20 protein-coding genes are annotated in these 21453 nt (G+C 71.2%); 6 read left to right on the top strand and 14 right to left on the bottom strand.

The window, feature by feature from the left end:
• Positions 1-7 precede the first annotated feature (7 nt).
• The 6 genes from ACZ7MF_RS13585 to ACZ7MF_RS13560 form a co-directional block, all read right to left on the bottom strand.
• Positions 8-949 carry an MBL fold metallo-hydrolase gene (locus ACZ7MF_RS13585; protein WP_471476791.1) on the bottom strand — a complete coding sequence of 314 codons (942 nt, stop codon included), beginning with the start codon at positions 947-949 and terminating at the stop codon, positions 8-10.
• A gap of 3 nt (positions 950-952) precedes the next feature.
• Positions 953-1879: an alpha/beta hydrolase gene (locus ACZ7MF_RS13580; protein WP_471476789.1), complete on the bottom strand. Its 927-nt coding sequence runs from the start codon at positions 1877-1879 to the stop codon at positions 953-955.
• 5 nt (positions 1880-1884) lie between these two features.
• Positions 1885-3000, bottom strand: a complete 1116-nt coding sequence (locus tag ACZ7MF_RS13575; protein ID WP_471476787.1) for an FAD-dependent oxidoreductase — start codon at positions 2998-3000, stop codon at positions 1885-1887.
• Positions 3001-3013: 13 nt separating this feature from the next.
• Positions 3014-3970: a phosphotriesterase family protein gene (locus ACZ7MF_RS13570; RefSeq protein WP_471476785.1), complete on the bottom strand. Its 957-nt coding sequence runs from the start codon at positions 3968-3970 to the stop codon at positions 3014-3016.
• Positions 3971-4019: 49 nt separating this feature from the next.
• Positions 4020-4994 (bottom strand): phosphotriesterase family protein, encoded by a 975-nt coding sequence (locus tag ACZ7MF_RS13565; RefSeq protein WP_471476783.1) that lies wholly within the window; start codon positions 4992-4994, stop codon positions 4020-4022.
• 163 nt (positions 4995-5157) lie between these two features.
• Complete coding sequence (locus tag ACZ7MF_RS13560; protein WP_471476781.1) at positions 5158-5766, bottom strand: TetR/AcrR family transcriptional regulator; 609 nt, start codon at positions 5764-5766, stop codon at positions 5158-5160.
• Positions 5767-5996: 230 nt separating this feature from the next.
• Between ACZ7MF_RS13560 and ACZ7MF_RS13555 the strand changes: the two genes are divergently transcribed.
• Both ACZ7MF_RS13555 and ACZ7MF_RS13550 read left to right on the top strand, forming a co-directional pair.
• Complete coding sequence (locus ACZ7MF_RS13555) at positions 5997-7634, top strand: MFS transporter (RefSeq protein WP_471476778.1); 1638 nt, start codon at positions 5997-5999, stop codon at positions 7632-7634.
• 173 nt (positions 7635-7807) lie between these two features.
• Complete coding sequence (locus ACZ7MF_RS13550; protein ID WP_471476776.1) at positions 7808-9004, top strand: glycoside hydrolase family 64 protein; 1197 nt, start codon at positions 7808-7810, stop codon at positions 9002-9004.
• 113 nt (positions 9005-9117) lie between these two features.
• Here the strand turns inward: ACZ7MF_RS13550 and ACZ7MF_RS13545 are convergent, their stop codons facing one another.
• The 4 genes from ACZ7MF_RS13545 to ACZ7MF_RS13530 all read right to left on the bottom strand — a co-directional run bounded on the left by ACZ7MF_RS13545 (position 9118) and on the right by ACZ7MF_RS13530 (position 13945).
• Positions 9118-10557 (bottom strand): GH1 family beta-glucosidase, encoded by a 1440-nt coding sequence (locus ACZ7MF_RS13545; RefSeq protein WP_471476773.1) that lies wholly within the window; start codon positions 10555-10557, stop codon positions 9118-9120.
• 41 nt (positions 10558-10598) lie between these two features.
• Positions 10599-11522 carry a carbohydrate ABC transporter permease gene (locus ACZ7MF_RS13540; RefSeq protein WP_471476771.1) on the bottom strand — a complete coding sequence of 308 codons (924 nt, stop codon included), beginning with the start codon at positions 11520-11522 and terminating at the stop codon, positions 10599-10601.
• 12 nt (positions 11523-11534) lie between these two features.
• Entirely contained in the window at positions 11535-12530 is a 996-nt protein-coding gene (locus ACZ7MF_RS13535; RefSeq protein WP_356857397.1) for a carbohydrate ABC transporter permease, read from the bottom strand.
• Positions 12531-12634: 104 nt separating this feature from the next.
• The gene (locus ACZ7MF_RS13530) at positions 12635-13945 is read right to left on the bottom strand and encodes an ABC transporter substrate-binding protein (protein ID WP_471476769.1); all 1311 of its coding nucleotides are present in this window, start codon (positions 13943-13945) and stop codon (positions 12635-12637) included.
• 337 nt (positions 13946-14282) lie between these two features.
• Between ACZ7MF_RS13530 and ACZ7MF_RS13525 the strand changes: the two genes are divergently transcribed.
• On the top strand, positions 14283-15296 hold the full coding sequence (locus tag ACZ7MF_RS13525; RefSeq protein WP_471476766.1) for a LacI family DNA-binding transcriptional regulator: 1014 nt from the start codon (positions 14283-14285) through the stop codon (positions 15294-15296).
• 133 nt (positions 15297-15429) lie between these two features.
• Here ACZ7MF_RS13525 and ACZ7MF_RS13520 read toward each other — a convergent pair whose 3' ends face one another.
• Positions 15430-16392, bottom strand: a complete 963-nt coding sequence (locus ACZ7MF_RS13520) for a zinc-binding dehydrogenase (RefSeq protein WP_471476764.1) — start codon at positions 16390-16392, stop codon at positions 15430-15432.
• 100 nt (positions 16393-16492) lie between these two features.
• Between ACZ7MF_RS13520 and ACZ7MF_RS13515 the strand changes: the two genes are divergently transcribed.
• The 3 genes from ACZ7MF_RS13515 (at position 16493) to ACZ7MF_RS13505 (ending at position 17899) form a co-directional block, all read left to right on the top strand.
• A complete protein-coding gene (locus tag ACZ7MF_RS13515) occupies positions 16493-17110 on the top strand; it encodes a TetR/AcrR family transcriptional regulator (RefSeq protein ID WP_471476762.1) in 618 nt (205 codons plus the stop codon).
• Positions 17111-17175: 65 nt separating this feature from the next.
• Positions 17176-17379 (top strand): hypothetical protein, encoded by a 204-nt coding sequence (locus tag ACZ7MF_RS13510; RefSeq protein ID WP_115745852.1) that lies wholly within the window; start codon positions 17176-17178, stop codon positions 17377-17379.
• Between the two features lie 175 nt (positions 17380-17554).
• Entirely contained in the window at positions 17555-17899 is a 345-nt protein-coding gene (locus ACZ7MF_RS13505) for a hypothetical protein (RefSeq protein WP_471476760.1), read from the top strand.
• Here ACZ7MF_RS13505 and ACZ7MF_RS13500 read toward each other — a convergent pair.
• Genes ACZ7MF_RS13500 through ACZ7MF_RS13490 form a run of 3 tightly spaced genes read right to left on the bottom strand, consistent with a single transcriptional unit; the run spans position 17874 to position 21446 of the window.
• The gene (locus tag ACZ7MF_RS13500; RefSeq protein WP_471476758.1) at positions 17874-18866 is read right to left on the bottom strand and encodes a formylglycine-generating enzyme family protein; all 993 of its coding nucleotides are present in this window, start codon (positions 18864-18866) and stop codon (positions 17874-17876) included. The two genes, ACZ7MF_RS13505 and ACZ7MF_RS13500, sit on opposite strands and share 26 nt — an antisense overlap.
• A gap of 28 nt (positions 18867-18894) precedes the next feature.
• Entirely contained in the window at positions 18895-20448 is a 1554-nt protein-coding gene (locus ACZ7MF_RS13495; RefSeq protein WP_471476756.1) for a sulfatase-like hydrolase/transferase, read from the bottom strand.
• The gene (locus ACZ7MF_RS13490; protein ID WP_356857379.1) at positions 20445-21446 is read right to left on the bottom strand and encodes an aliphatic sulfonate ABC transporter substrate-binding protein; all 1002 of its coding nucleotides are present in this window, start codon (positions 21444-21446) and stop codon (positions 20445-20447) included. Before ACZ7MF_RS13490 ends, ACZ7MF_RS13495 begins: the two co-directional genes overlap by 4 nt.
• Between the last annotated feature and the right edge of the window lie 7 nt (positions 21447-21453).

The following is a 21453-nucleotide window of genomic DNA, read 5'->3' as shown; positions in this document are numbered from 1 at the left end:
TCCTGTACTACGAGGTCTGTTCGTGCCGCGTGCGGTAGCCGTGCATCGACGTGAAGAACGGCGACGGCTCGAGTGCGGGGTCGCCGGTGTAGCCGAGTTCCTCGGCGGCGCGGGCGAACGGGGAGTACGGCGAGTCCGTCTCGGGCAGGCCCGCCGCCAGGCATCCGCGGGCGGCCGTGGCGACGCGGGCCTCGATGTCCAGGCTCCGGGTGAGGGCCTCCTGCGCCTGCGCCTCGTCCAGTTCGACGCCGTAGGGCGTGCCGTCGGCTCGGCGGTAGGGGTGTCCCAGGTAGAGCCGGCGCGGGCGGACCACGTCCCGCAGGTGCTCCAGACCGGCGCGGTAGGCGGCCGGGTCCGTGTAGCCCGGGAAGCCGTTGGCCGCACCGTGGACCTGGACGGCGTCACCGGTGAACACCGAGCGCTGACCGTCGACGACGTAGGCGACCGATCCGGGCGTGTGCCCCGGCAGTGAGTGCACCGTGACGGTGACGTCGCCGCCGAGGGAGAGCGTCTCTCCGCCCCCGACCAGCAGGGTGGGCTCCATCTCGCCGGAGATGACGGCCCGCGTCGCGGCGGTGACCTTCGCCTCTCCCCCGGCATCGTCCAGATATCGGCCCCTGCCGTCGAGGTACTCCCGCACATGGGCCCGGCGGGAGCGGAGCATCGGCGCGTCGTCCTCGTGGATCACCACCTGCGCGCGGCGGCCGGTCAGCTCCCACAGGGCGTGCGCCCCGCCGACGTGGTCGATGTGACCGTGGGTCAGCAGGATCCAGCGCACGTCCTCCACGCGGCGCCCGATCGCCTCCAGCGCGGGCACCATCCCCTCCTCCGGGGAGGTGGCGATGCCGGTGTCGACGATCGCCGGCTCGGGGGCGTCGACGAAGAAGCTGTAGAGACCGAACCGGCCCCAGGGCGAGAAGAGGGGGTGGACGTCGACTGCGTGTGTCATCGCCTAGTTCCCCCGGCCCAGGAAGTCGCGGGTCTCCTCGAAGACCCGGTAATACTCCGGGAGCCAGGAGAAGTGCTGGACGAATCCGTGGCCCGCGCCGTCGTAGCGGCTCACCGTCGCCTCGACACCGGCCTCGCGCAGCCGCCGGCCGTACAGCTCGCCCTCGTCGCGCATCGGGTCGTACTGCCCGGTGACGACGAGCGCCGGCGGCAGACCCGTGAGGTCCGCCCGCTTGACCGGCGAGACCAGCGGGTCGGCGGGGTCGGCCCCGCTGCGGAGATAGAACGCGTTGAAGGGCTTGAGCCCCGCCGTCTCCAGACCGTAGCCCACCGCGTTCTCCCGCAGCGAGGCGTAGCGGTCGACGTCGAAGTCCAGGTCGAGCGAGGGGTAGTAGAGGATCTGGTGGGTGATCCGGTCGAAGCCGTCGTCGTGTGCGCGGGCGGCGACCGCGGCGGCGAAGGTGCCGCCGGAGCTGTCACCGGCGACGGCCAGCGTCGTACCGTCCCAGCCGAGGCCCGAACCCTCCTCGGCGGCCCGGCGGACCACCGCGTAGCAGTCGTCGAGACCGGCCGGGAAAGCGGCCTCGGGAGCCAGTCGGTAGCCGACGGAGACGACCTTGAGCCCGGTCTCCTTCGCCAGTGAACGCGCGACGTGGTCGTGCGTCTCCAGGCTGCCGAGGAAGAAGGCGCCACCGTGGAAGTAGACCAGCAGGCCGTGGCCGTCGGCCTCGTCCGGTGTGTAGACGCGTACGGGCACGTCGCCCGACTCGGTGTGCACGGTCACGTCCTCCACCGCGTGGAGCGGCAGGCGCTGGTCCGCGGGAGCGACGTGGGCCTCGTCCGCCGCGCGCAGCGCGACCGGGTCCGGCGGACCCTCGGGCGGGGCCGGCAGGCCGGCGAGGAAAGCGGCGATCTCCGGGTGCAGGGGCATGCTCGTCACTCCTTGGGTGCGGCGGCGGAGGGCTGCTGACCGGGGAAGACCGACTCGATCTCCTCGGCGGACCAGCCCTGGCGGGAGATGGCCTGGAGCTTGTCGGTCACCGGCTTGCGGGTGGCCTGGTAGCGGGCCAGCGCCTCCGGCACCGTGTCCGAGGCGCGCAGGGCGTCGGCGAGCGCTCCGGCGTCCTCGATGGCGGAGTTGGCGCCCTGCCCCTGGTGGTGCAGCATCGAGTGGGCCGCGTCGCCGACCAGGACGACCGAGTCCGAGTGCCAGGTGTCGACCGGGTCGATGTCGTAGACGGCGCGGATGTTCACCACGTCCATGTCCAGTTCGCGCGTGATGGCCACGAGGCGTTCGTCGAAGCCCTCCACCGTCGCCAGCATGTCGTCCTTGGTGTTCGGCGGGTTCCACGTGCTGTCCGCGCACAGTGCGGTGATGTCGAACGACACCTGGTCCCGGTGGCGCAGCGGCAGCAGGTAGATCTTGGTGCCCCTGCCGACGTACATCCGCAGGTTGTCGTCGGTGACCATGCCGTGGGTGTCCCCGGCGGAGATGACCGCCCGGTAGGCGTGCTCGCCGGAGAACACCGGCTCCTTGTCGCTGAACAGTTCCCTGCGGACCACCGACTTGATGCCGTCGGCGCCGACGACGAGGTCCGCCTCGACACGCTCGCCGCCCGCGAAGGTGAGGACCGGGCGCTCACCGTGGTCCTGGACGCTCTCCAGCCGGTGGCCCAGACGCACCATGCCCTCGGGCAGCACGCCCAGCAGGGCCTCGATGAAGTCGCCCCGGTGGATCAGATGGGTGTGGGACTGTCCGCCGTCGGCCGGCCAGGCCTCTTTCATGATCGGCTCACCCGTGGCGGTGAGGATCTCGAAGTACTCGCTCGGCGAGCTGACCTTCGCGATCTCGTCGAAGATCCCCCACTCGCGGAACCTGTTCACGGTGGACGGACGCAGTCCGATGCCGGCGCCGACTTCCCGGATCCGCCCCGCCTGCTCGTAGACGGCGACGTCCGCGCCGAGCAGGCTCAGCGCCTTGGCCGCCGCCGCGCCGCCGTATCCCGCGCCGACGACGGCGATCTTCAGTTTCTTCAGGTCCGAGGACTGCATGGTGGTTCTCTCTCTACTTCTGCAGGGCGAGGAATTCGGCGGGGTTGTCGACGAAGACCGTCCTGATGGCGGCGTCGTCGAGACCGGCTGCGCGGAGGTCCGGGATGAGGTCCTCGAAGATGTAGTTGACGGTGTGGCCCTTGACGCCGGGCCAGCCGAGCGGGCTGCAGTTGGCGTCGGCGGAGGCGAGGACCTGCTTGATCCGGCGGCCGCCGTCGACGAACCGCAGGAAGTGGTCGAGGCGTTCCTTGCGGGGCCTGGCCCAGAACGGCGGGTCGGGCAGCTCGGTCTCGTAGCCGAAGGTGTCGAAGCCGATGCGGCCGCCCTGCTCCGCGATCCACACGTCGCGCGTCTTGTCTGCGTTGACGCCGTCGTCGACGTGCCCGAACAGGACGCGGTCCAGGGGCAGTCCCTCCTCCTCGAAGATCGCGATCGCGTTCTCGGCGTCGATCGCGAGGTGGGTGAGGACCGGTACGCCGGTGGCGAGCGCGGCGCGGGCAGCCGCCCGGTAGATGCGCTTGTCCAGGTCCGTCATGCGGCCGCCGCGGCTCACGCCGACCTTGATGACGCCGGCGAGGCCGCCGGTGGTGCCGATGCCGACGGTGATCTCGTGGACGAACTGCCGCATCAGGTAGTCCACGTCGGCACCCGCGAAGTGCGGCAGGGCGGTGTCGCCGCCGACGAAGCCGGTGCAGGCGACGATGTGGACGCCGGTCTTCGCGGACAGGGACTTGTAGTGGTCGACGTCGCGGCCGTTGCAGATGCCGGTCGCGTCGACGAAGGTGCCGCCGCCGTACTCGTGGAAGGCCCGCAGCTTCGGAACGGTCTCCTCGTAGCGCTGCTCGGGGGTCTTCCACCACCGGGTGTCCAGCTCGGATCCCGGCATGCCGTACCCGACGTGCTCGTGGACCGCGACGAGTCCCAGTTCCTCGGCCGGGACCGGGCCCAGCACCGTGTTCACTCTCGACACAACACTCACCTTCGAGTCAGAGACTTGATGATCGTCCGGGCGGTCGCGCTCAGCGCACCGACAGCAGGGCACCCGGGTTGTCCTGGAGGATCCGCCGCACGTCGTCGTCGCCGAGACCGCGTGCCTTCAGGCGCGGGACGAAGTCGGTCAGGACGTAGCTGTACGGCAGGTCGTTGCCGGTGTGCCCCTTGGCCACCCCGGTCGCGCCGGTGGAGAGCAGGACCCGGTCGGCGTATCCGGCCCGCACGAGGTCGGCGACCAGGGCCGCCCGTTCGGCGTCGGTGACGTGGTCCCCGTCCTCGGTGCCGACGTGGTCGAGCGCGACGTGGGCGCCGCGCCGGGCGACCTCCAGGGGTGCGCCGGCGGCGACGGCGTCCCCGCGGTCGAGTCCGCCGACAACGATCCGGTCGGCGGGCAGCCCCTCGTCCAGGACGACGCCGAGGTCGTGCGGGGCGTCGGCGCCGTGCCGGACGGAGACCGCGACGCCGGTGGCCAGGGCCGTCCTGGCCGCGCCCCGGAACAGGCTCTCGTCGGTGGCGGTCATGCCGGTGCGGGTCGCGGCGGTGGCGACGAGACCGGCCGCGCCGCGGCGCTCGACACGGGGGACGACCATGCCCTCGGTGACCTCCTTGGTGAAGAGGCCGGCGAACCTGTCGGCCGGCCACGGCGTCGGCGGGTTGGTCTGCGGGGTGAGGAAGTAGCCGCCGAGCAGCTCCTCCGGCCCCTGCCCCGTCGAGGCGACGATGTGGACGCCGGTCGTGCGGGCCAGGGCCTCGTACAGGCGGACGTCCCGGCCGTGGAACATGCCGGTGCTGTCGACGATCGTGCCGCCGCCGTGGGCGCGGAAGTCCTTCAGCTTCGCGGCCAGGGTCTCGAAGACCTCGGCGCGGTCGATGGTGACGTCGAAGGCGTGCTCCGCGCCCGGCACCACCGACAGCAGCGCCTCGTGGACCGAGACGACGCCCAGTTCTCCGGCGGGCACCGGCCCCAGGACGGTGTTCACGCTGTTGCTCTTGACGCTCATGACCCGCAGGCTAGCCATTCGCTTTACATAGCGTCAATGAAACGAACGGTACGAAAAAAGATTGCACACCTCGCACGCCGCACAAACGCCGACTCCCCGGCCGTCGCACACGGACGGCCGGGGAGTCGGCGGGATTCTGCGCTGCGCGCCTGGTCGGGCGGGGTCAGGTCAGCAGGCCCACCCAGCTGGCGCTCAGCTCTTCGACCATCTGGTCCCGGGTGAGCTTCCAGTCGGCCCGGTCCCAGTTCTGGGCGACGTAGTCGAGCTGGGCCATGGCGAGCACGCCGCGGAAGTGCCGCTGGTGCGGCGCCAAGCGCCCGGCCCGGGTCAGGCCGTCCTCGATGTCGCCGACGGCCTCCTCCATCCACCGTTCGACCAGGTCGGTCAGGTCGGGTTCGATCACCGCGGCGTCGCGGCCGAGGCGGATGATCGGCCGGATCTCGGGCCAGCTGTCGGTCGTCCGCCGCAGCCACGCCGTGATCGCCTCCGGCGTCCCGTCGGCGACGGTGGCGACGAGGTCGCGCGCCGTGGAGCCGTGCTCGGGGGAACGGACGCGTTGCAGCGCCTCGTTGAGTTGCTCGTCGATCAGGGCCTTCATCAGCTCACCGCGCGAGGGGAAGTACGCGTAGAAGGTCACCCGCGTGGTGCCGGCCGCGGTCGCGATGTCGTCGACCGTGGTGGCGGCGTACCCCTTCGCCTTGAAGAGCTCGAGTCCCGACTCCAGCAGCAGTCGGCGCGTCATCCGTTTCTGCGCCTCACGAAGGTTCGCCATGACCGGATCCTAACGTGCCGCCGCACATCGAGCGTACAGAGCGACTCCATCCAAGACGTTCTGTACATACCCTTGACGCTCAGTAAAGCGAATGCCATTGTCCACGGCATCACGCCCGGCTCGCGTCGCGCCCCTCTCCCCCACCGCGCACGCGGCTCCGAGGCCTTCCACACTCCCGGGCCGCCCCGTCCACGGGGACGCCCGTCCTTTCCCAGCCAGGGAGATCGGCTATGACGCTCAACAACGGGACGACCACGTCCCCCGGCCCCACCGCGGGGGCCGCCCGGGCACCGGGCTACGCGGGAACACTGGCTGCCGCCTGCGCCGCGGTCTTCGTGGCCCAGGTCGCGAACGCGCTGCCCGCCTCGCTGAACGGGCTGCTCCAGGAGGACCTGCGGACCCACGGGTCCCAGCTCACCTGGATCACCGCCGCGTTCATGGTCGCCGTGGTCTGCTTCGAGTTCACCTTCGGAGTCCTCGGCGACCTCTTCGGCCGGCGCAGACTCGTCGTGGCCGGCACGGCCCTGGTCGCGGCGGGCAGCACCGTGGCCGCGCTCGCACCGACCGTCCAGGTGCTGTGGGCCGGCGCCGCCCTCAACGGACTGGGCGCCGGCGCCATGTTCCCCGGATCGCTCACCGCGATCACCTCCGTCACCCGCACCGCGCGGGAACGGGCCCACGCGGTCGCGGTCTGGAGCGGCTTCCTGTCCGCCGGCGCCGCCGTCTCCCCGCTGCTCGGCGGCATGTTCGCCAAGATCGGCTCGTGGCGCGGCTCCTTCTGGGTGCTCGTCGCACTCGCCCTGGTCAGCGCGGTGCTGACCCTCGTCCTGGCTGCCGAGTCGAAGGCTCCCGAGGGCCGCAGGTTCGACGTGCCGGGTCAGATCACCTTCGCCGCGGGCCTGATCCTGGTGCTGTACGGCGCCGTCGAGGGGCCCGAGTCGGGCTGGACCACCCTTCCCGTCCTGCTCGCCTTCGGCGTCGGCGCCTGCTTCCTCGCCGCGTTCGTCCTGGTGGAGCTGGGTGCCGAGTCCCCCATCCTCGACCTGAGACTGTTCCGCAACCGGGCGTTCACGGTGTCGTCTCTCGCCGCGGTCGTCGGCATGCTCGCCTTCCTCGGCGCCTGCTTCGCGACGAGCATGTGGCTCGGACCGGTGCAGCACCAGGACCCGATCCGGGTGGCGATCCCCTTCCTGCTCCTTCAGGGGCCCGCGTTCCTGCTCATCCCCGTCGTCTCCCGGCTGCTGCACCGGGTCGCCGCGTCGTGGCTGCTCACCTCGGGGTTCGTGCTGATGGCGATCGGCTGCCTGCTGTGCACCCGGCTGGACGTCGCCGACCCGCACCTCGGCCCCTTCGCGGTGCCCGCCCTGCTGATCGGCGTCGGGTTCGCCCTGACCGTCAGCTCGGTGACGGCCGTGGCCCTCGACAGCGTGCCCCGGCAGTTGGCGGGGATGGCCAGCGCCACCACCAACATGCTGCGCGACCTCGGTTTCGCCCTGGGACCCGTCGTCGTCGGCGCGGTCGCGCTGAGCGGTGCGGGCTCGGCCTTCGCGAAGAACCTCGCCGGCGCGGAACTGCCCGGCGACCAGGCGGCCGCCGCCCGCGCGGTCGCCGACGCCGGAGGGCCCGTCGCCGTGAACAGCCTGCCGCCCGGGGCCCCGGGTTCGGCGGCACACGGACTGGCCCTGGACGCACTGGGCAGCGGCTTCGGCACCGCGTTCCTGGTGTGCGCGGTGGCGGCGGCGGTCGCCGCGGCGCTGACCGCCTTCGGCATGATCGGCGTCCGCTCCCACCGTTGCGCCGGGGGCGAGGAGGCCGCACCGCTGCCGCCGGGTCACGACGGCAGCCGGGAGTCCACCCTCGCCGGGTAGGCGGGCGGGCGCCGGTCACCGCGAGGACCGGCGCCCGCCCACGGTCCCGGCGCGGAACGGGAACCCGCGCCGTTCCGCCTCGTCCATTGACATGAACGCGCTGCGGCGCAACTCTGAGAGCGCTCTCAGAATCGGTACGGACCAATTCCCCCACACCCGCACGGAGGTGGAGAGTGCTCTCCCGACTCAGACACCGTCTGCTCGCCGCGGCCGCGGCCGCAGGCCTGGCCGGCGCCCTGCTCTCGTTCGGTGCCGCACCGCCCGCGGACGCCGCGGTGCCCGCCACCATCCCCCTGAAGATCACCAACAACTCCGCCCGAGGCGACGCCGTCCACATCTACAACCTGGGCACCTCGCTGACGACCGGTCAGCAGGGCTGGGCGGACGAGAACGGCACCTTCCACGCCTGGCCCGCCGGCGGCAATCCCCCCACTCCCGCACCGGACGCGTCCATCCCCGGACCGGCCGCGGGACAGACCAAGACCATCCGGATCCCGAAGCTGTCCGGACGCATCTACTTCTCCTACGGCCAGAAGCTGGACTTCCGGCTCACCACGGGCGGCCTGGTCCAGCCCGCCGTCCAGAACCCGAGCGACCCCAACCGCAACATCCTCTTCAACTGGTCCGAGTACACGCTCAACGACGGCGGGCTGTGGCTGAACAGCACCCAGGTCGACATGTTCTCCGCGCCCTACTCCGTCGGCGTGCAGCGCGCCGACGGCAGCGTGAGCAGCGCCGGGCAGCTCAAGGCCGGCGGCTATCGCGGGGTGTTCGACGCGTTGCGGGCCCAGCCGGGCTGGGGCGGGCTGATCCAGACCCGGCCCGACGGCACCGTACTGCGGGCGCTGGCGCCGCTGTACGGGGTGGAGACCGGGGCGCTGCCCGCGTCGGTCATGGACGACTACATCAACCGGGTCTGGCAGAAGTACGCGACGACCACGCTCACCGTCACGCCCTTCGGCGACCGGCCGGACACCAAGTACTTCGGACGCGTCTCGGGCAACGTCATGAACTTCACCAACACCTCCGGCGCGGTCGTCACCAGCTTCCAGAAGCCGGACGCCTCCAGCGTCTTCGGCTGCCACCGGCTCCTGGACGCGCCCAACGACCAGGTGCGCGGGCCGATCTCGCGCACGCTGTGCGCCGGCTTCAACCGCTCGACGCTGCTGAGCAACCCCAACCAGCCCGACCCCTCGGCGGCAAACTTCTACCGGGACTCGGTGACCAACCACTACGCCCGGATCATCCACGAGCGCATGGCCGACGGGAAGGCGTACGCGTTCGCCTTCGACGACGTCGGCAACCACGAGTCGCTGGTGCACGACGGCAACCCGGCCGAGGCCAGGCTCACGCTCGCCCCGCTCGACTGAGCCGGCGGCGGGCACGCGTCCGCCCCCGTCCTCGGCCGGTGCGGTGGAGGACGGGGGCGGACCAGTGGTGCGGCACCCGGCGGGGCGGGCTGTCGGGTACCGCACCGGCCCGGTCAGGCGCCGGGCAGTACGCCGGTGCGGGCGACCTCGGAGTACCAGCGGGCGCTCGCCTTGGGGATGCGGGTGCCGGTCGGGTAGTCGACGTAGACGGCACCGAAACGCTTGCTGTAGCCGTGGGCCCACTCGAAGTTGTCCAGCAGGGACCACAGGAAGTAGCCGCGGACGTCCGCGCCGTCCAGGATGGCCTGGTGGACGGCGGCCAGGTGACCGCGGACGTAGGCGATCCGGGCGGGGTCGTTGACCTGCCCCTCGGGATCGGCGTAGTCGTCGAAGGCGGCGCCGTTCTCGGTGATGACCAGCGGCAGCCTGGGGAAGTCCGCGGACAGCCGGCGCAGCAGGTCGTACAGGCCGGTGGGGTCGACGGCCCAGCCCATGGCGGTGGTCTCGCCGGGCGGCTGGTGGAAGGCGACCCGGTCGGCTCCCGGCCAGGGGCTGTGGGAGCTGTTGCCGTGCCCGTCGGAGGCGTGGGCGGCGCTGCCGTCGGTCTCGGAGACGACGGTGGGCGTGTAGTAGTTGACGCCGAGGAAGTCCAGCGGCTGGTGGGCCTGGCTCAGGTCGCCGTCCCGCACGAAGGACCAGTCGGTCAGCTCGGCGGTGTCCTTCAGCAGGTCCTCCGGATAGGCCCCGTTCAGCATCGGGCCGGTGAAGACCCGGTTGGCCAGGGCGTCGATCCGGCGGGCCGCGTCCGCGTCGCCCTCGCTGCCGGTGAGCGGGCGGACGTGGTGGATGTTGAGGGTGACGGAGACCTGGGCGTCGGCACGGACCCGCTCGCGCAGCGCCTGGACGGCCAGGCCGTGCCCCAGGTTGAGATGGTGGGCGGCGCGCAGGGCGGCGACCGGGTCGGTGCGGCCGGGGGCGTGCACGCCGGAGCCGTAGCCGAGGAAGGAGCTGCACCAGGGCTCGTTGAGGGTGGTCCAGGTCTTCACCCGGTCGCCGAGGGCGTCGGCGGCCAGGGCCGCGTACTCGGCGAACCGCTCGGCCGTGGCACGCTCGGGCCAGCCGCCGGCGTCCTCCAACTCCTGGGGCAGGTCCCAGTGGTAGAGGGTGGCGACGGGCTGGATGCCCTTCTCCAGCAGCTCGTCCACCAGGCGCCGGTAGAAGTCCAGGCCCTTCTGCACGGCGGGGCCGCGGCCGGTGGGCTGGATCCGGGGCCAGGCGAGGGAGAAGCGGTAGGCGTCCAGGCCGAGTTCGGCCATGAGGGCGACGTCCTCGCTGCGCCGGTGGTAGTGGTCGGTGGCGACGTCACCGGTGTCACCGTTGCGGACCCGGCCGGGGGTCCGGGCGTAGGTGTCCCAGATGGACGGCGTGCGGCCGTCCTCCGCGGCGGCCCCCTCGATCTGGTAGGAGGCGGTCGCCGAGCCCCAGAGGAAGCCCTTGGGGAAGGTGCGGGCGGCGTCCGGGGCGGAGGCGGTCTGGTGTGCTGCGGTGACCACGTAAGTCCTTTCAGGTGGGGGTGCTTGAGGGGCGGGGCGGGTCAGCCCTTGACGGCTCCCGCCATGATGCCGCTGACGATCTGGCGGCCGAAGACGATGAACATCGCCAGCAGCGGCAGGGTGCCGAGCAGCGCGCCGGCCATGATCAGCGACTGGTCGCGGACATAGCCCGCACTGAGCTGGGTGAGCGCGACGGGCACCGTCGGGTTGGTCATGTCGAGGACCACGAACGGCCAGAAGAAGTCGTTCCACGCGTGCACGAACGTGATCATGAACAGGACGGCCATCGCGGGCCGCGCGATGGGCAGCACGATGCTGAAGAAGATCCGCAGCGAGTGCGCTCCGTCCACGCGTCCGGCCTCGACGAGCTCGTCCGGCAGCGCCTCCGTCAGGTACTGCCGCATGAAGAACACACCGACCGCGCTCACCAGCGTCGGGAAGATGACGGCGGGCAGCTGCTGCGACCAGCCCAGGTCGGCCATCATCATGAACAGCGGTACGACGGCGAGCTGCGGCGGCACCATCATGGTGCCGATCACCAGCATGAGCAGGGCGTTGCGCCCCTTGAACCGCAGCTTGGCGAAGGCGAACCCGGCGAGCGTGGCGAACAGCACCGTGGACAGGGCGATCACCCCGGCCACGATGAGGCTGTTGACCATGGCCTTGCCCATCGCCGCCTCGTCCCAGGCCCGGGCGAGGTTGCTGAACAGGTTCGGGCCGGGCAGGAACGGGGGCGGCGTCTGGCTGACCCGGGTGTTGTCGGTGGACGCGGCGACCATCGTCCAGTACAGCGGGAAGATCGACAGGATCGCCATGACGGCGAGCAGTACGTAGGCGAGGGGGCCGGCGTGGTGCTGACGGCCGGCGCGCTGCCGCAGCAGCCGGCGGCCGCCGCGGCCCTTCTCCTTCACGGCGGGGGTCCGGGCCGGGGCGTCGGTCCGGGCCGGGAGACTTTGGGTGGTCATGACGACTCCAGGTCAGGACGTTCGGGAGCGCAGGCGCTTGACGACGCGCTGCACGACGAAGACGAGGACCAGCAGCATGAACATCGCCCAGGCGACGGTCGCCGAGCGGCCCATCTGGTAGTTCTTCCAGCCCTCCTCGTACAGCAGCAGGCCCAGCGTCTGGTACTGGTTGTCCGCGCCGCCGGTGACACCGTTGGGTCCCTGGCCGAAGATCAGCGGTTCGCCGAAGAGCTGGGTGGCGCCGATGGTGGAGAGCACGATGGTGAAGACGATGGTGGAGCGGATCCCGGGAATGGTGACGTGGATGAACTGCTTCCACCGGGAGGCGCCGTCGAGGGAGGCCGCCTCGTAGCGGTCGGCGGGGATGGCCTGCATGGCGGCCAGGTAGAGCAGCGCGTTGTAGCCGGTCCAGCGCCAGATGACGATGGTGGAGATCGCGACCTGGGCGGGCCACTTGTCGGCCTCCCAGTCCACCGGGTCGATCCCGACCGAGCCGAGCGCCCAGTTGATCATGCCGAAGTCGCGCTCGAAGATCATGGTGAAGACGAGGGCGGCCGCGGCCACCGAGGTGGCGTACGGGACCAGGGAGGCGACCCGGAAGAACAGCGAGGCGCGCATCCGGTAGTTGAGCAGGTGCGCCATGCCGAGCGCCATCATCAACTGCGGCACCGTGGAGATGACGCCGATGGTGATCGTGTTCTGCACCGCGTTCCAGAACCGCGAATCGCCCCACAGTTCGACGTAGTTGTCGAACGCCACCCACTCCATGACATCGAGGGTGGCCAGCTCCACGTCGTGCAGGGAGATCCACGAGGTGTAGATCAGCGGGTAGAAGCTGAACGCGGCGAAGATGATGAAGAACGGCGCGACGAACGCGTACGGGGCGCCCTTGATGTCGAGCCGGTGCCAGAGCGCGCCGCGCCGCCGGGCGGTGCCCTCGCCGCCCGGGCGGGGAGAGGGCCGCGGAGGCTCGTCCCCGGCCAGGGCCTTGGTGGTGGAGGTGGCCACCGGACTTCCTTCCTGAGTGCGGTTGGGTGAGCCGGGCGCCGGGCCCGCCGGCCAGGACCTGATCCTGGACGCGGTCGGGCCCGGTCGGCCTCGGGAGCGGAGAGTCAGCCGACCGCCTTCTCGATGCGCTCCCCGGTGGTCTTCCACGCCTCGTCACGCTTGGCGTCGCCCTGCTCGATCAGGGCCAGGCCCTGGGAGAAGGTGTCCTTGATCGTGCCGTCCTTGCGGCCGAGGACCTGCTTGTCCGGGATCTCCTGGGCGGCGGCGCCGAAGATCTGGCCGATCGGCGCGCCGCTGAAGTACTCCGACTTGGCGTTCTTCACGTCGGGGCTGTCCAGTGCCGTGCGGGAGGAGGGGATGTTGCCGATCTCCTTGAAGATGTGGGCCTGCTGCTCGGGCGCGGTCAGCCACGCGACCAGCTTCTTGGCCTCCTCCTTCACCGGGCTCTGCTCGACCACGCCGAGGAAGGAGCCGCCCCAGTTCGCGCCCTTGGGGGCCTTGGCGACATCCCACTTGCCCTTGTTCGCGTCGCCCGCCTTCTCACTGATGTGGCTGAGCATCCACGCCGGGCACACCGCCGTGGCGAAGGTGCCGTTGGCCAGACCCGGGTCCCAACCCGGCTGGAACTGGCGGAGCTTGGCGGTCAGGCCGTCCTCCGCGGCGTCGGCGGCGAGGTTCCACGCCTCCTTGACGGCCGGGTTGGTGTCGTAGATCAGCTCGCCCTGGTCGTCGTAGTACTGCTCGGGGTAGCCGTAGACCATGGCGTTGAACAGGCCGCTGGCCGCGTCCATGTAGGCGACGTCGCCGTCCTTGAAGCCCTTCTTGAAGTCGCGGCCGACCTCGACGTACTTGTTCCAGTCGCCCGCCCACAGCTTGGCGACCTCTTCGCGGTCGGTGGGCAGCCCCGCCTTCTCGAAGTAGTCCTTGCGGTAGCAGACGGCCATCGGGCCGATGTCGGTGCCCAGACCCAGCACCTTGCCGTCCTTGGTGCTGATCTGGGACTCCTTCCACGGCAGGAAGTGGTCGGTGCCCGGCACGTCGGCGAAGTCCGCGAACTTGTCCGCCTGGGTCTCGGTGATCTCCTTGGCGCGGCCGATCTCGATGCCCTGGATGTCCTTCAGGCCCTTGCCCGCGGCGAGCCTCGTCTGCAGGGCGGTGTAGTAGGTCTGCTCGTCACCGGCTATCTCGGCCTTGATGTCGACATTGGGGTTCTCCTTCTCGTACTGCTCGAGAAGGCCGGTCTCCTTGATGCCCATCACCCCGTACATGCCCATGGTGATGGTGACCTTGCCGTCCTTCTTGCCACCACCGGTGGCCGAGTCGTCGCCGCTGCTGCAGCCGACGACGAGCGCGAGCGCGCCGACGGCCGCGGCCGTCGCCACCGCCTTTCTGCGCAACGAACCGAGAGTGCCCATGGATCTCCTCCTAGCGACGGCGCTGACACATCGGAGTGACGAGTTCTGCGATGACTACTGCGATGGCTACAGCGGCTACAGCGATGAAAGACAGCGGCTCGAACACGGGATGGGAACGTGCCCAATTTTGGTGGGCACGTTCCCACCGGCGCATCGAAGACTCGTGGGAGCGGGGCCTGTCTGTCAATAACTTGAAAGCAACTTGTCGCAACCGGTCCCGCTTCGCGTTCGCCTTGCGGAGGCACCGGGGTGCTCCGCCGACCGTGGCGTCTGTCAGAATTGCCGCAGGTCACCTCCGCGGCAGGCACTGCTGCCGCGGCCGCCGAGGGGGGAGTGCATGACCGGCAACCGCCGTCCAACGATCAAAACCGTCGCCGCCCGCGCCGGCGTGGGCCGCACCACGGTCTCCCGTGTCGTCAACGGCTCGGAGCTGGTCAGCGCCGATGCCCGGGAGCGGGTGCTTGCGGCGATCAAAGAACTGAACTACGTTCCCAACTCGGTCGCCCGCGGCCTGGTGACCAACCGCACCAACGCCGTGGCCCTGGTGATCCCCGAGTCGGAGAGCCGGCTCGGCTCGGAGCCGTTCTTCGCCGCGCTCATCCGCGGGGTCAGCGGCGCCCTCGCCGAGAGCCGCACCCAGTTGCAGCTGATGCTCGTCCGCGACCAGGCGGAGCGGGACCAGTTGACCGCGTCGGTCGCGACCCGCCGGGTGGACGGCGTACTGCTGGTCTCGGTGCACTCCGAGGACCGACTGCCCGGCATGCTCGAGGAGATGGGCCTGCCCACGGTACTCGCCGGCCGCCGCGACGCGGGCGAGCGGCTGAGTTACGTCAACTCCGACAACGCCGGCGGGGCCGCCGCCGCGGTGCGGCATCTGCTGGGCGGCGGACGGCGCCGGGTCGCCACCATCACCGGGCCGCTGGACATGGACGTCGGCCGCAGCAGGCTCGCCGGCTGGCGCGACGCGCACCTGGAGGCGGCGGTGCCCGCGGAGGAACTCCTCGTCGAGGCGGGTGACTTCACCGAGGAGGGCGGCGCGAACGCCATGCGTTTGCTTCTTGAACGCGTCCCGGACCTGGACGCCGTCTTCGCCGCGTCCGACCTCATGGCGGTCGGCGCCCTGGCCGAACTGCGCCGGCAGAAGCGGCAGGTGCCCGGGGACGTCGCCGTCGTCGGTTTCGAGGACTCCGTCCTGGCCCGCCACACCAACCCGCCGCTGACGACGGTGCGTCAACCGGTGGAGGAGCTGGGGCGCACCATGGCCCGCATCCTCACCGACATCACGCAGCACGGTGCACCGCGGCAGCAGATGACACTCCCGACGGAGCTGGTGGTGCGCGAGTCGTCGTAGGCCCGGGCACCCGCCGCGGGACCGCGCCGGGTCCTTCGGGGCGCTGGGTTGTCGCGGCCGCTTCTCCGTGCGCCGACCGGGTACCGAGGCGTTCGGCTGGCCGCGCGGGGCGGACTGAGTGAGCGGGCGGGGGTTACGGGGTCAGCACGATGCGTCCGAAGACCTCGCCCGCGTCCATCTTCCGGTGCGCCGAGGCCGCCTGGTCCAGGGGCAGCACCTCGTGCACGACGGTCTCGATCTCCCCACGGCTCGCGGCGGCGAACTGATCGGCCCGCACGGCCCGCAGGCCGGCTTCCGGGACGGTGGCGGCGCTGAAGGTGGCGAACGACATCGACTTCTGGAAGGACTCCATCAGATGCGTGCCGAAGTCCGCGGGCGGCTGCCCCGCGACGGCGCCGACGACCACCATCCTGCCGTTCGGCGCGAGCCTGGTGAAGAAGGCGGGCAGGTCGGCTCCGGCGACGATGTCCACGATGACGTCGAAGGCTCGGGGAGCGTCCGCGCCGCCCTCGCCGGAGCGGTCCAGGACATGGGTCGCGCCCAGCCCGCGCAGCCGCTCGCCGCGGGCGGCCGACGACGTGGTGACCGCCACCGCGGCGGCTCCGGCGCGTGCCGCGAGCTGGACCGTCATGATGCCGATGCTGCCGGCCGCGCCGCGCACCAGCACGCTCTCGCCCGCGGTGAAGCGGGCGTGGGCGAGCCCGAAGTGCGCCACCACCCCGGCACTGCCGAGCGTCACCGCGGCCGGTGCGGACAACCCTGCGGGGAGGGGGAGGAGGTCGTCGGCCGGCGCGGTCGCCTGCTCGGCGTAGCCGCCTCCCACGCCGGTCGGCGCCCATACGCGCCGGCCGGTCCAGGCGGCGTCGACGCCCGCGCCGACCGCCGTCACGGTGCCCACCACCTCGCCGCCGGGTACATGCCCCTCCTGGAATCCGTAGGCGGCGAGCGCACCGCTGCGGATGGCGACGTCGGCACCGCTCACGCCGATCGCCTCGGTCGCCACCAGGACCTCTCCCGCGGCGGGCGCGGGGGCCGGAAGGTCGACGACCTCCAGCCCCTCGGGGCCGCCGAACGTCCGGATCGCCACTGCCTTCATTTCGCCACTCCCTGCTCGCCGAGGCCGTGCCCCTACGCACTCAAGCCCTGCTCGTCGGACGTTAACGGACACCGCCGTCCACTTCGCTAAAGTGAGAGTGGTGACCGATCAATTGCCTCACCCGCTGCGCTCCGACGCCCGAGACAACCGCGAGCGCATCCTCGACGCGGCCCGCGCGCTGTTCGCCGCCGAGGGATTGCAGGTGCCGATGCGGGAGGTCGCCCGGCGGGCCGGCGTCGGGCCCGCCACCCTGTACCGGCGCTTCCCCACCAAACAGGAGCTGGTCACCGAGGCGTTCACGGACCAGTTGCGGGCGTGCCGCACGATCGTCGACGAGGGCCTGACCCACCCGGACCCCTGGGCCGGCTTCTGCCTCGTCGTCGAGAAGACCTGCGAGCTGCACGCGCGGCACCTCGGCTTCACCGAGGCGTTCATGGCGGCCTACCCGGAGGCGATGGACTTCGCCGCCGCCCGCGCGTACTCGCTGAAGTCCGCCGGTGAACTGGCCCGTCGGGCCAAGGGGGCCGGCGGTCTGCGCCCCGATTTCGTCCTGGACGACCTGATGCTCATGATCATGGCGAACCGGGGCATCCACGCCCTGTCGACGGCCGCCCGCGTCGCGGCCTCCCGGCGCTTCGCCGCGCTGGTGATCCAGGCGTTCCGCGCCTCCCCCGAACACGCTCCGCTGCCGCCGGTGCCGCGGTTGGCGCCCGTGTGAACCCGACTGGCCCAGTGCGCGTCCGGCGAACGTTTCCCCCCGGGCCTCCGTTCGTTGGGACGGACATGATCAAGAAGCTCGCCTGTGTCTCCGTCATGGCCACCGCTCTGCTGGTCTCCGCTCCCCTCGCCGAGGCGGCCCCCGTGCCCGGCCCGTCCGCCGGTGTCCCGGGTGGCCCGCTCCTGGACGGTCTGCTCGGTTCGCTGGAGGTGGGGCACCCGGCCACCTCTCCGCAGTCGCTCCTCCCCCAGGGCATCCTCGGCAGGTGAAACGCACGGGGCGGGAGGGGGCGGTCGCGTACCATGGCCCCCTCCGCCTCCGACGACCGGTTCGGCGCTCCGCTCCACCGGCCCCTTCCGGACCCGGTGTCCGGCGCACCCGCACGTGGCGGCGCCGCTCCGGGGAACGCGGTGATCCGAACACCCCAGGAAGGCGGCACACGACATGTACGACCAGACGCGCGCGCAACAGCCCTCGGACCAGGACCAGCGCCGCACCGAGCGCCGTCCCGCGGCACCGGAGGCGCTGCTTCCGCCGGCGGAACGGGACGCGGTCCTGGACCGTCTCCGCAAGGCGATCAACACCTTCGCCGACGCCCCGCACGAGGCGCTGGAGGAGGCGGAGGGCGCTTTCGACGACGCCGCGGCCCACCTCTCGACCGCCCTCGCGGAACAGCGTCGTGTCCTGCGCGAAAGGTGGCGGGACCAGGACCCCGAGACGCATGCCGAGGAGCTCCGGCTCGCCCTGCGGCAGTACCGGGAGATCACGCAGCGGCTGATCCGCACCTGACGGCCGCGTCGTTGGCGCAGCGGAAGCCGAGGTTGCCGGACGAGGAGTCCGGGGTGTTGGAGGAGCGGGCGGCGACCCGGTAGCGGTTGCAGTAGGAGTCGTGGCACAGGTAGGAGCCGCCGCGCAGGACCCGTGCCGTCCCGGTCCCGGGGCCGTGCGGGTCCGCGGCGGGTGAGTCGGCGTAGTAGGTGGGCGAGAACCAGTCGGAGCACCATTCCCACACGTTGCCCGCGGTGTTCCACAGGCCGTGGCCGTTGGGCCGGTAGGACTTGACCGGCGCGGTGGTCAGGTGACCGTCCTCGGCCGTGTTGACGTGGGGGAACCGGCCCTGCCAGATGTTGCAGCGCCACCGGCCGCCCGGGGTCAGCTCGTCGCCCCAGGCGTAGCGGCGGCCGGCCAGTCCCCCGCGGGCGGCGTACTCCCATTCGGCCTCGGTGGGCAGGCGCTTGCCGGCCCACCGTGCGTAGGCGGTGGCGTCGTTCCAGGAGACGTGGACGACCGGATGGTTCGGCCGGCCGGTGAGGTCGGAGCGGGCGCCCTCGGGGCGGCGCCAGTGCGCGCCCCGCACGTTGATCCACCAGGGGGCGCCGGCGGCGTTGCCGAGAACGTCGGCGTCCGGGGCGGCGACGACCAGGTGGAAGACCGCCGAGGAGCCGAACCGTTCGGCGTCGGTCACGTAACCGGTGGCCTTGACGAAGGCGGCGAACCGGGCGTTGGTGACGGCGGTCTCGTCGATGTGGAAGGGCCGCAGGCGCACCGTGTGCACGGGTGTCTCGCCGTCGGCCGGATATCCCTCCCCGAAGGCGTCGCCCATCGCGAACTCACCGCCCGGCAGGCGCACCTGTCCGCGGGTCGAGCGCGGGCGGGCGTCGGGACCCGGCTCCGCGGCGACCGCGGGGGACGGGGCGGCCACGGCGACGGGTGCCGTCGTCGCGGGGGCGCAGCACGGGCGGTGGGCAGGGGTCATGGGTCCTCGAATCGCGTGGGTGGGCCTGCTAGGCCTTGTACGTGGACTCGTCGAGCCCGCTCAGGGTCGGGTCGTGGCCCACCTCGCCGACGTCGTACATCGACGTCATCCAGTGGTAGAAGTTGTCGCCGCGTTCGCGCAGGACGTCGTAGAGCCGGCGCATCATGCGGCCGCGGACCTCCGCCTGCTCCGGGTGGGCGTAGACGTTCTGCAGCTCGTCCGGGTCGGTGTGCAGGTCGTACAGCTCGTTGACGGAGTCGGGGTTGACGACGAGTTTGTACCGGTCCTCGCGCAGCATGCGCTGCGGGTAGGGGAAGTGGTGGCCGTGGAACTCGCAGACGATGTCCTCGTCCCACTCCACCGTCTCGCCCCGGACGAGGGGCAGCAGGCTGCGCGAGTCGACGGCGGGTTTCGGGTCGAGGCCCGCCAGTTCGAGGATGGTGGCGGTGCAGTCGAGGAGGCTGACGAACTCGTCGCGCACCTGGCCGCCGGGTGCGCCCGGGACCCGGAGCAGGCCGGGTGTGCGGTAGATGTCCTCGTACATCGCGGGGCCCTTGTCGTGCAGCCGGTGCGAGCCGGTGAACTCCCCGTGGTCGCAGGTGAAGAACACCGCCGTGTCGTCCACGAGGCCGAGCCGTTCCATGGCCGCCATGACGCGGCCGATCTGCTGGTCGATGAGGGCCACGTAGCCCCAGTAGACGGCGATGAGCTTGCGGGTGGTCTCGATGGGCATCGTGTCGAAGGTCCAGTGCGCGCTGTAGTTGCGCTGGACCGGGGGTTTGCCCTCGAAGGTCTCGGACACCGACCGCGGCAGTTCCACGTCCGCGGGGTCGACCAGGTCGAAGTACTCGTCCGGGAGGATGTACGGCAGGTGCGGTCCGAAGAAGTGCAGGGCCAGGAAGAAGGGCCGGTCGCGGTCGTGCGCGTCGGCGGCGTAGCGTTCCAGCTGCTCGATGGCGCGGGTGGCCAGGTAGTGCTCGAAGGTGGCCTCGACCGGCTGGTGCAGCCGGGCGGCGAGCAGGTTCCCGGGGCCGCCGTTCGGGAGGGTGCCGCGGACACGGTCGCTGATCTCGTACGGCGGCAGTCCGCGTTCGGCGAGGTAGGCGAGGTAGTCCGGGTGGTCGACGGGGTTGTGCCAGCCGGGCAGTTCGGGGCCGTCGAAGCCGTAGTCGGCCGCGGTGCGGCGGTTTCCGGCGTGCCACTTGCCGAACAGGCCGCAGTTGTAGCCGTGTTCGCGCAGCGCCCGGGAGAAGGCGAACTGGTCCTCGGCGAGGTCCTCGAGGTAGCCGACGTTGCGTTCGTGGTTGGCGAGGAGCTTGTGCCGGAAGGGTGCCTGGCCGGTCAGCAGGCTGGCGCGGGCCGGGGTGCAGATGGCGGTGGGGGTGTACCAGCGGTCGAAGCGGGTTCCGGTGGCGGCCAGTTCGTCGAGCGCGGGGGTGTGGGCCAGCGGGTTGCCGTAGGCGCCGAGCGTGTCGGTGCGGTGCTGGTCGGTCATGAGGAAGAGGATGTTCTTCCGGGACGCCCCGGGCTGCGCGCCGGACTGGGGGCCGGTCCCCGCGCCGGGCTCGTTCGCTCGCGTCACTTGCCCGCTCCCGTGAAGAGGTCGCCGGTGTAGTACGTCTTCGGGTCGACGGGCTTCTTCAGTTTGCCGGCGTTGACGAAGTAGTCGTTCATGCCCTCGAGCCACTTGACGACGGTGCCGTCCTGGGTCAGCTTGTCCAGCTCCGCCACGCTGAGCACCTTGTTGTTCGCGGCGTCCGCCTTCACCTGGTCGACGGGGATCTTCAGCTTGTCGGCGGTGAGCTCGATCGCCTCGTCGGTGTGCTCGGAGCGGAAGGTCATGGCCTCGCGCAGCACGGCGAGGACCTTCTTGGTCTTCTCCGGCTGGTCGGCCACCACCTTGGTGCCCGCGACGAAGGCGGTGGGGAAGGAGACGTCCTGTTCGAAGTCGGCGTTCTTGGCGAGTTCGACCAGGTCGGGGACCTGCTTCTTGATCGTCGCCGCGGCCGGGTACCAGAAGCCGGCGCCGTCGACCTGCTGGGAGGAGAAGGCGGAGACGATGGTGGACGGGTCCATGGGGACGACCTTCAGGTCCTCCTTGGTCATCCCGGCCTTCTCCAGGGCGAGGGAGAGGATCATGTCGCCGGAGGTGCCCTCGGGCACGGCGACGGTCTTGCCCTTGAGCTGCTGCATCGAGGTGATGCCCGGCTGGGCGAGGACGCGGTCGGAGTTGCCGAGGGTGTTGATGGCGACGACCTTGGCCTGGCCGGAGGCGGGGAGCCACATGGCGCCGGGGCCTATGTAGCCGAAGTCGAGGTTGTTGGTGCCGAGGGCCTGGATCTGGAGCGGCCCGTTGGTGAAGACCTTGGCGTCGGCCGACAGACCGTGCTTCTTCCACAGGCCCTTGGCCTCGGCGATGGCGATCAGGCTGGCGCCGTTGAAGTCGTTGATGTATCCGAAGCGCACCTTGTCCGACGAGCCGCCGGAGGACGAGCCGCCGCCGCAGGCGGCGAGCAGCGCCATGGCGGCCACGCCGGCGAGGGTGGTGGTGAGGCTTCTGCGGGTGAGGACGGGTGACATGGCGGTG

The organism is Streptomyces sp. NPDC111628, assembly GCF_055635195.1.
Note: the sequence above shows the minus strand (reverse complement) of the source record. Positions and strands in the feature narration are given on the sequence as shown.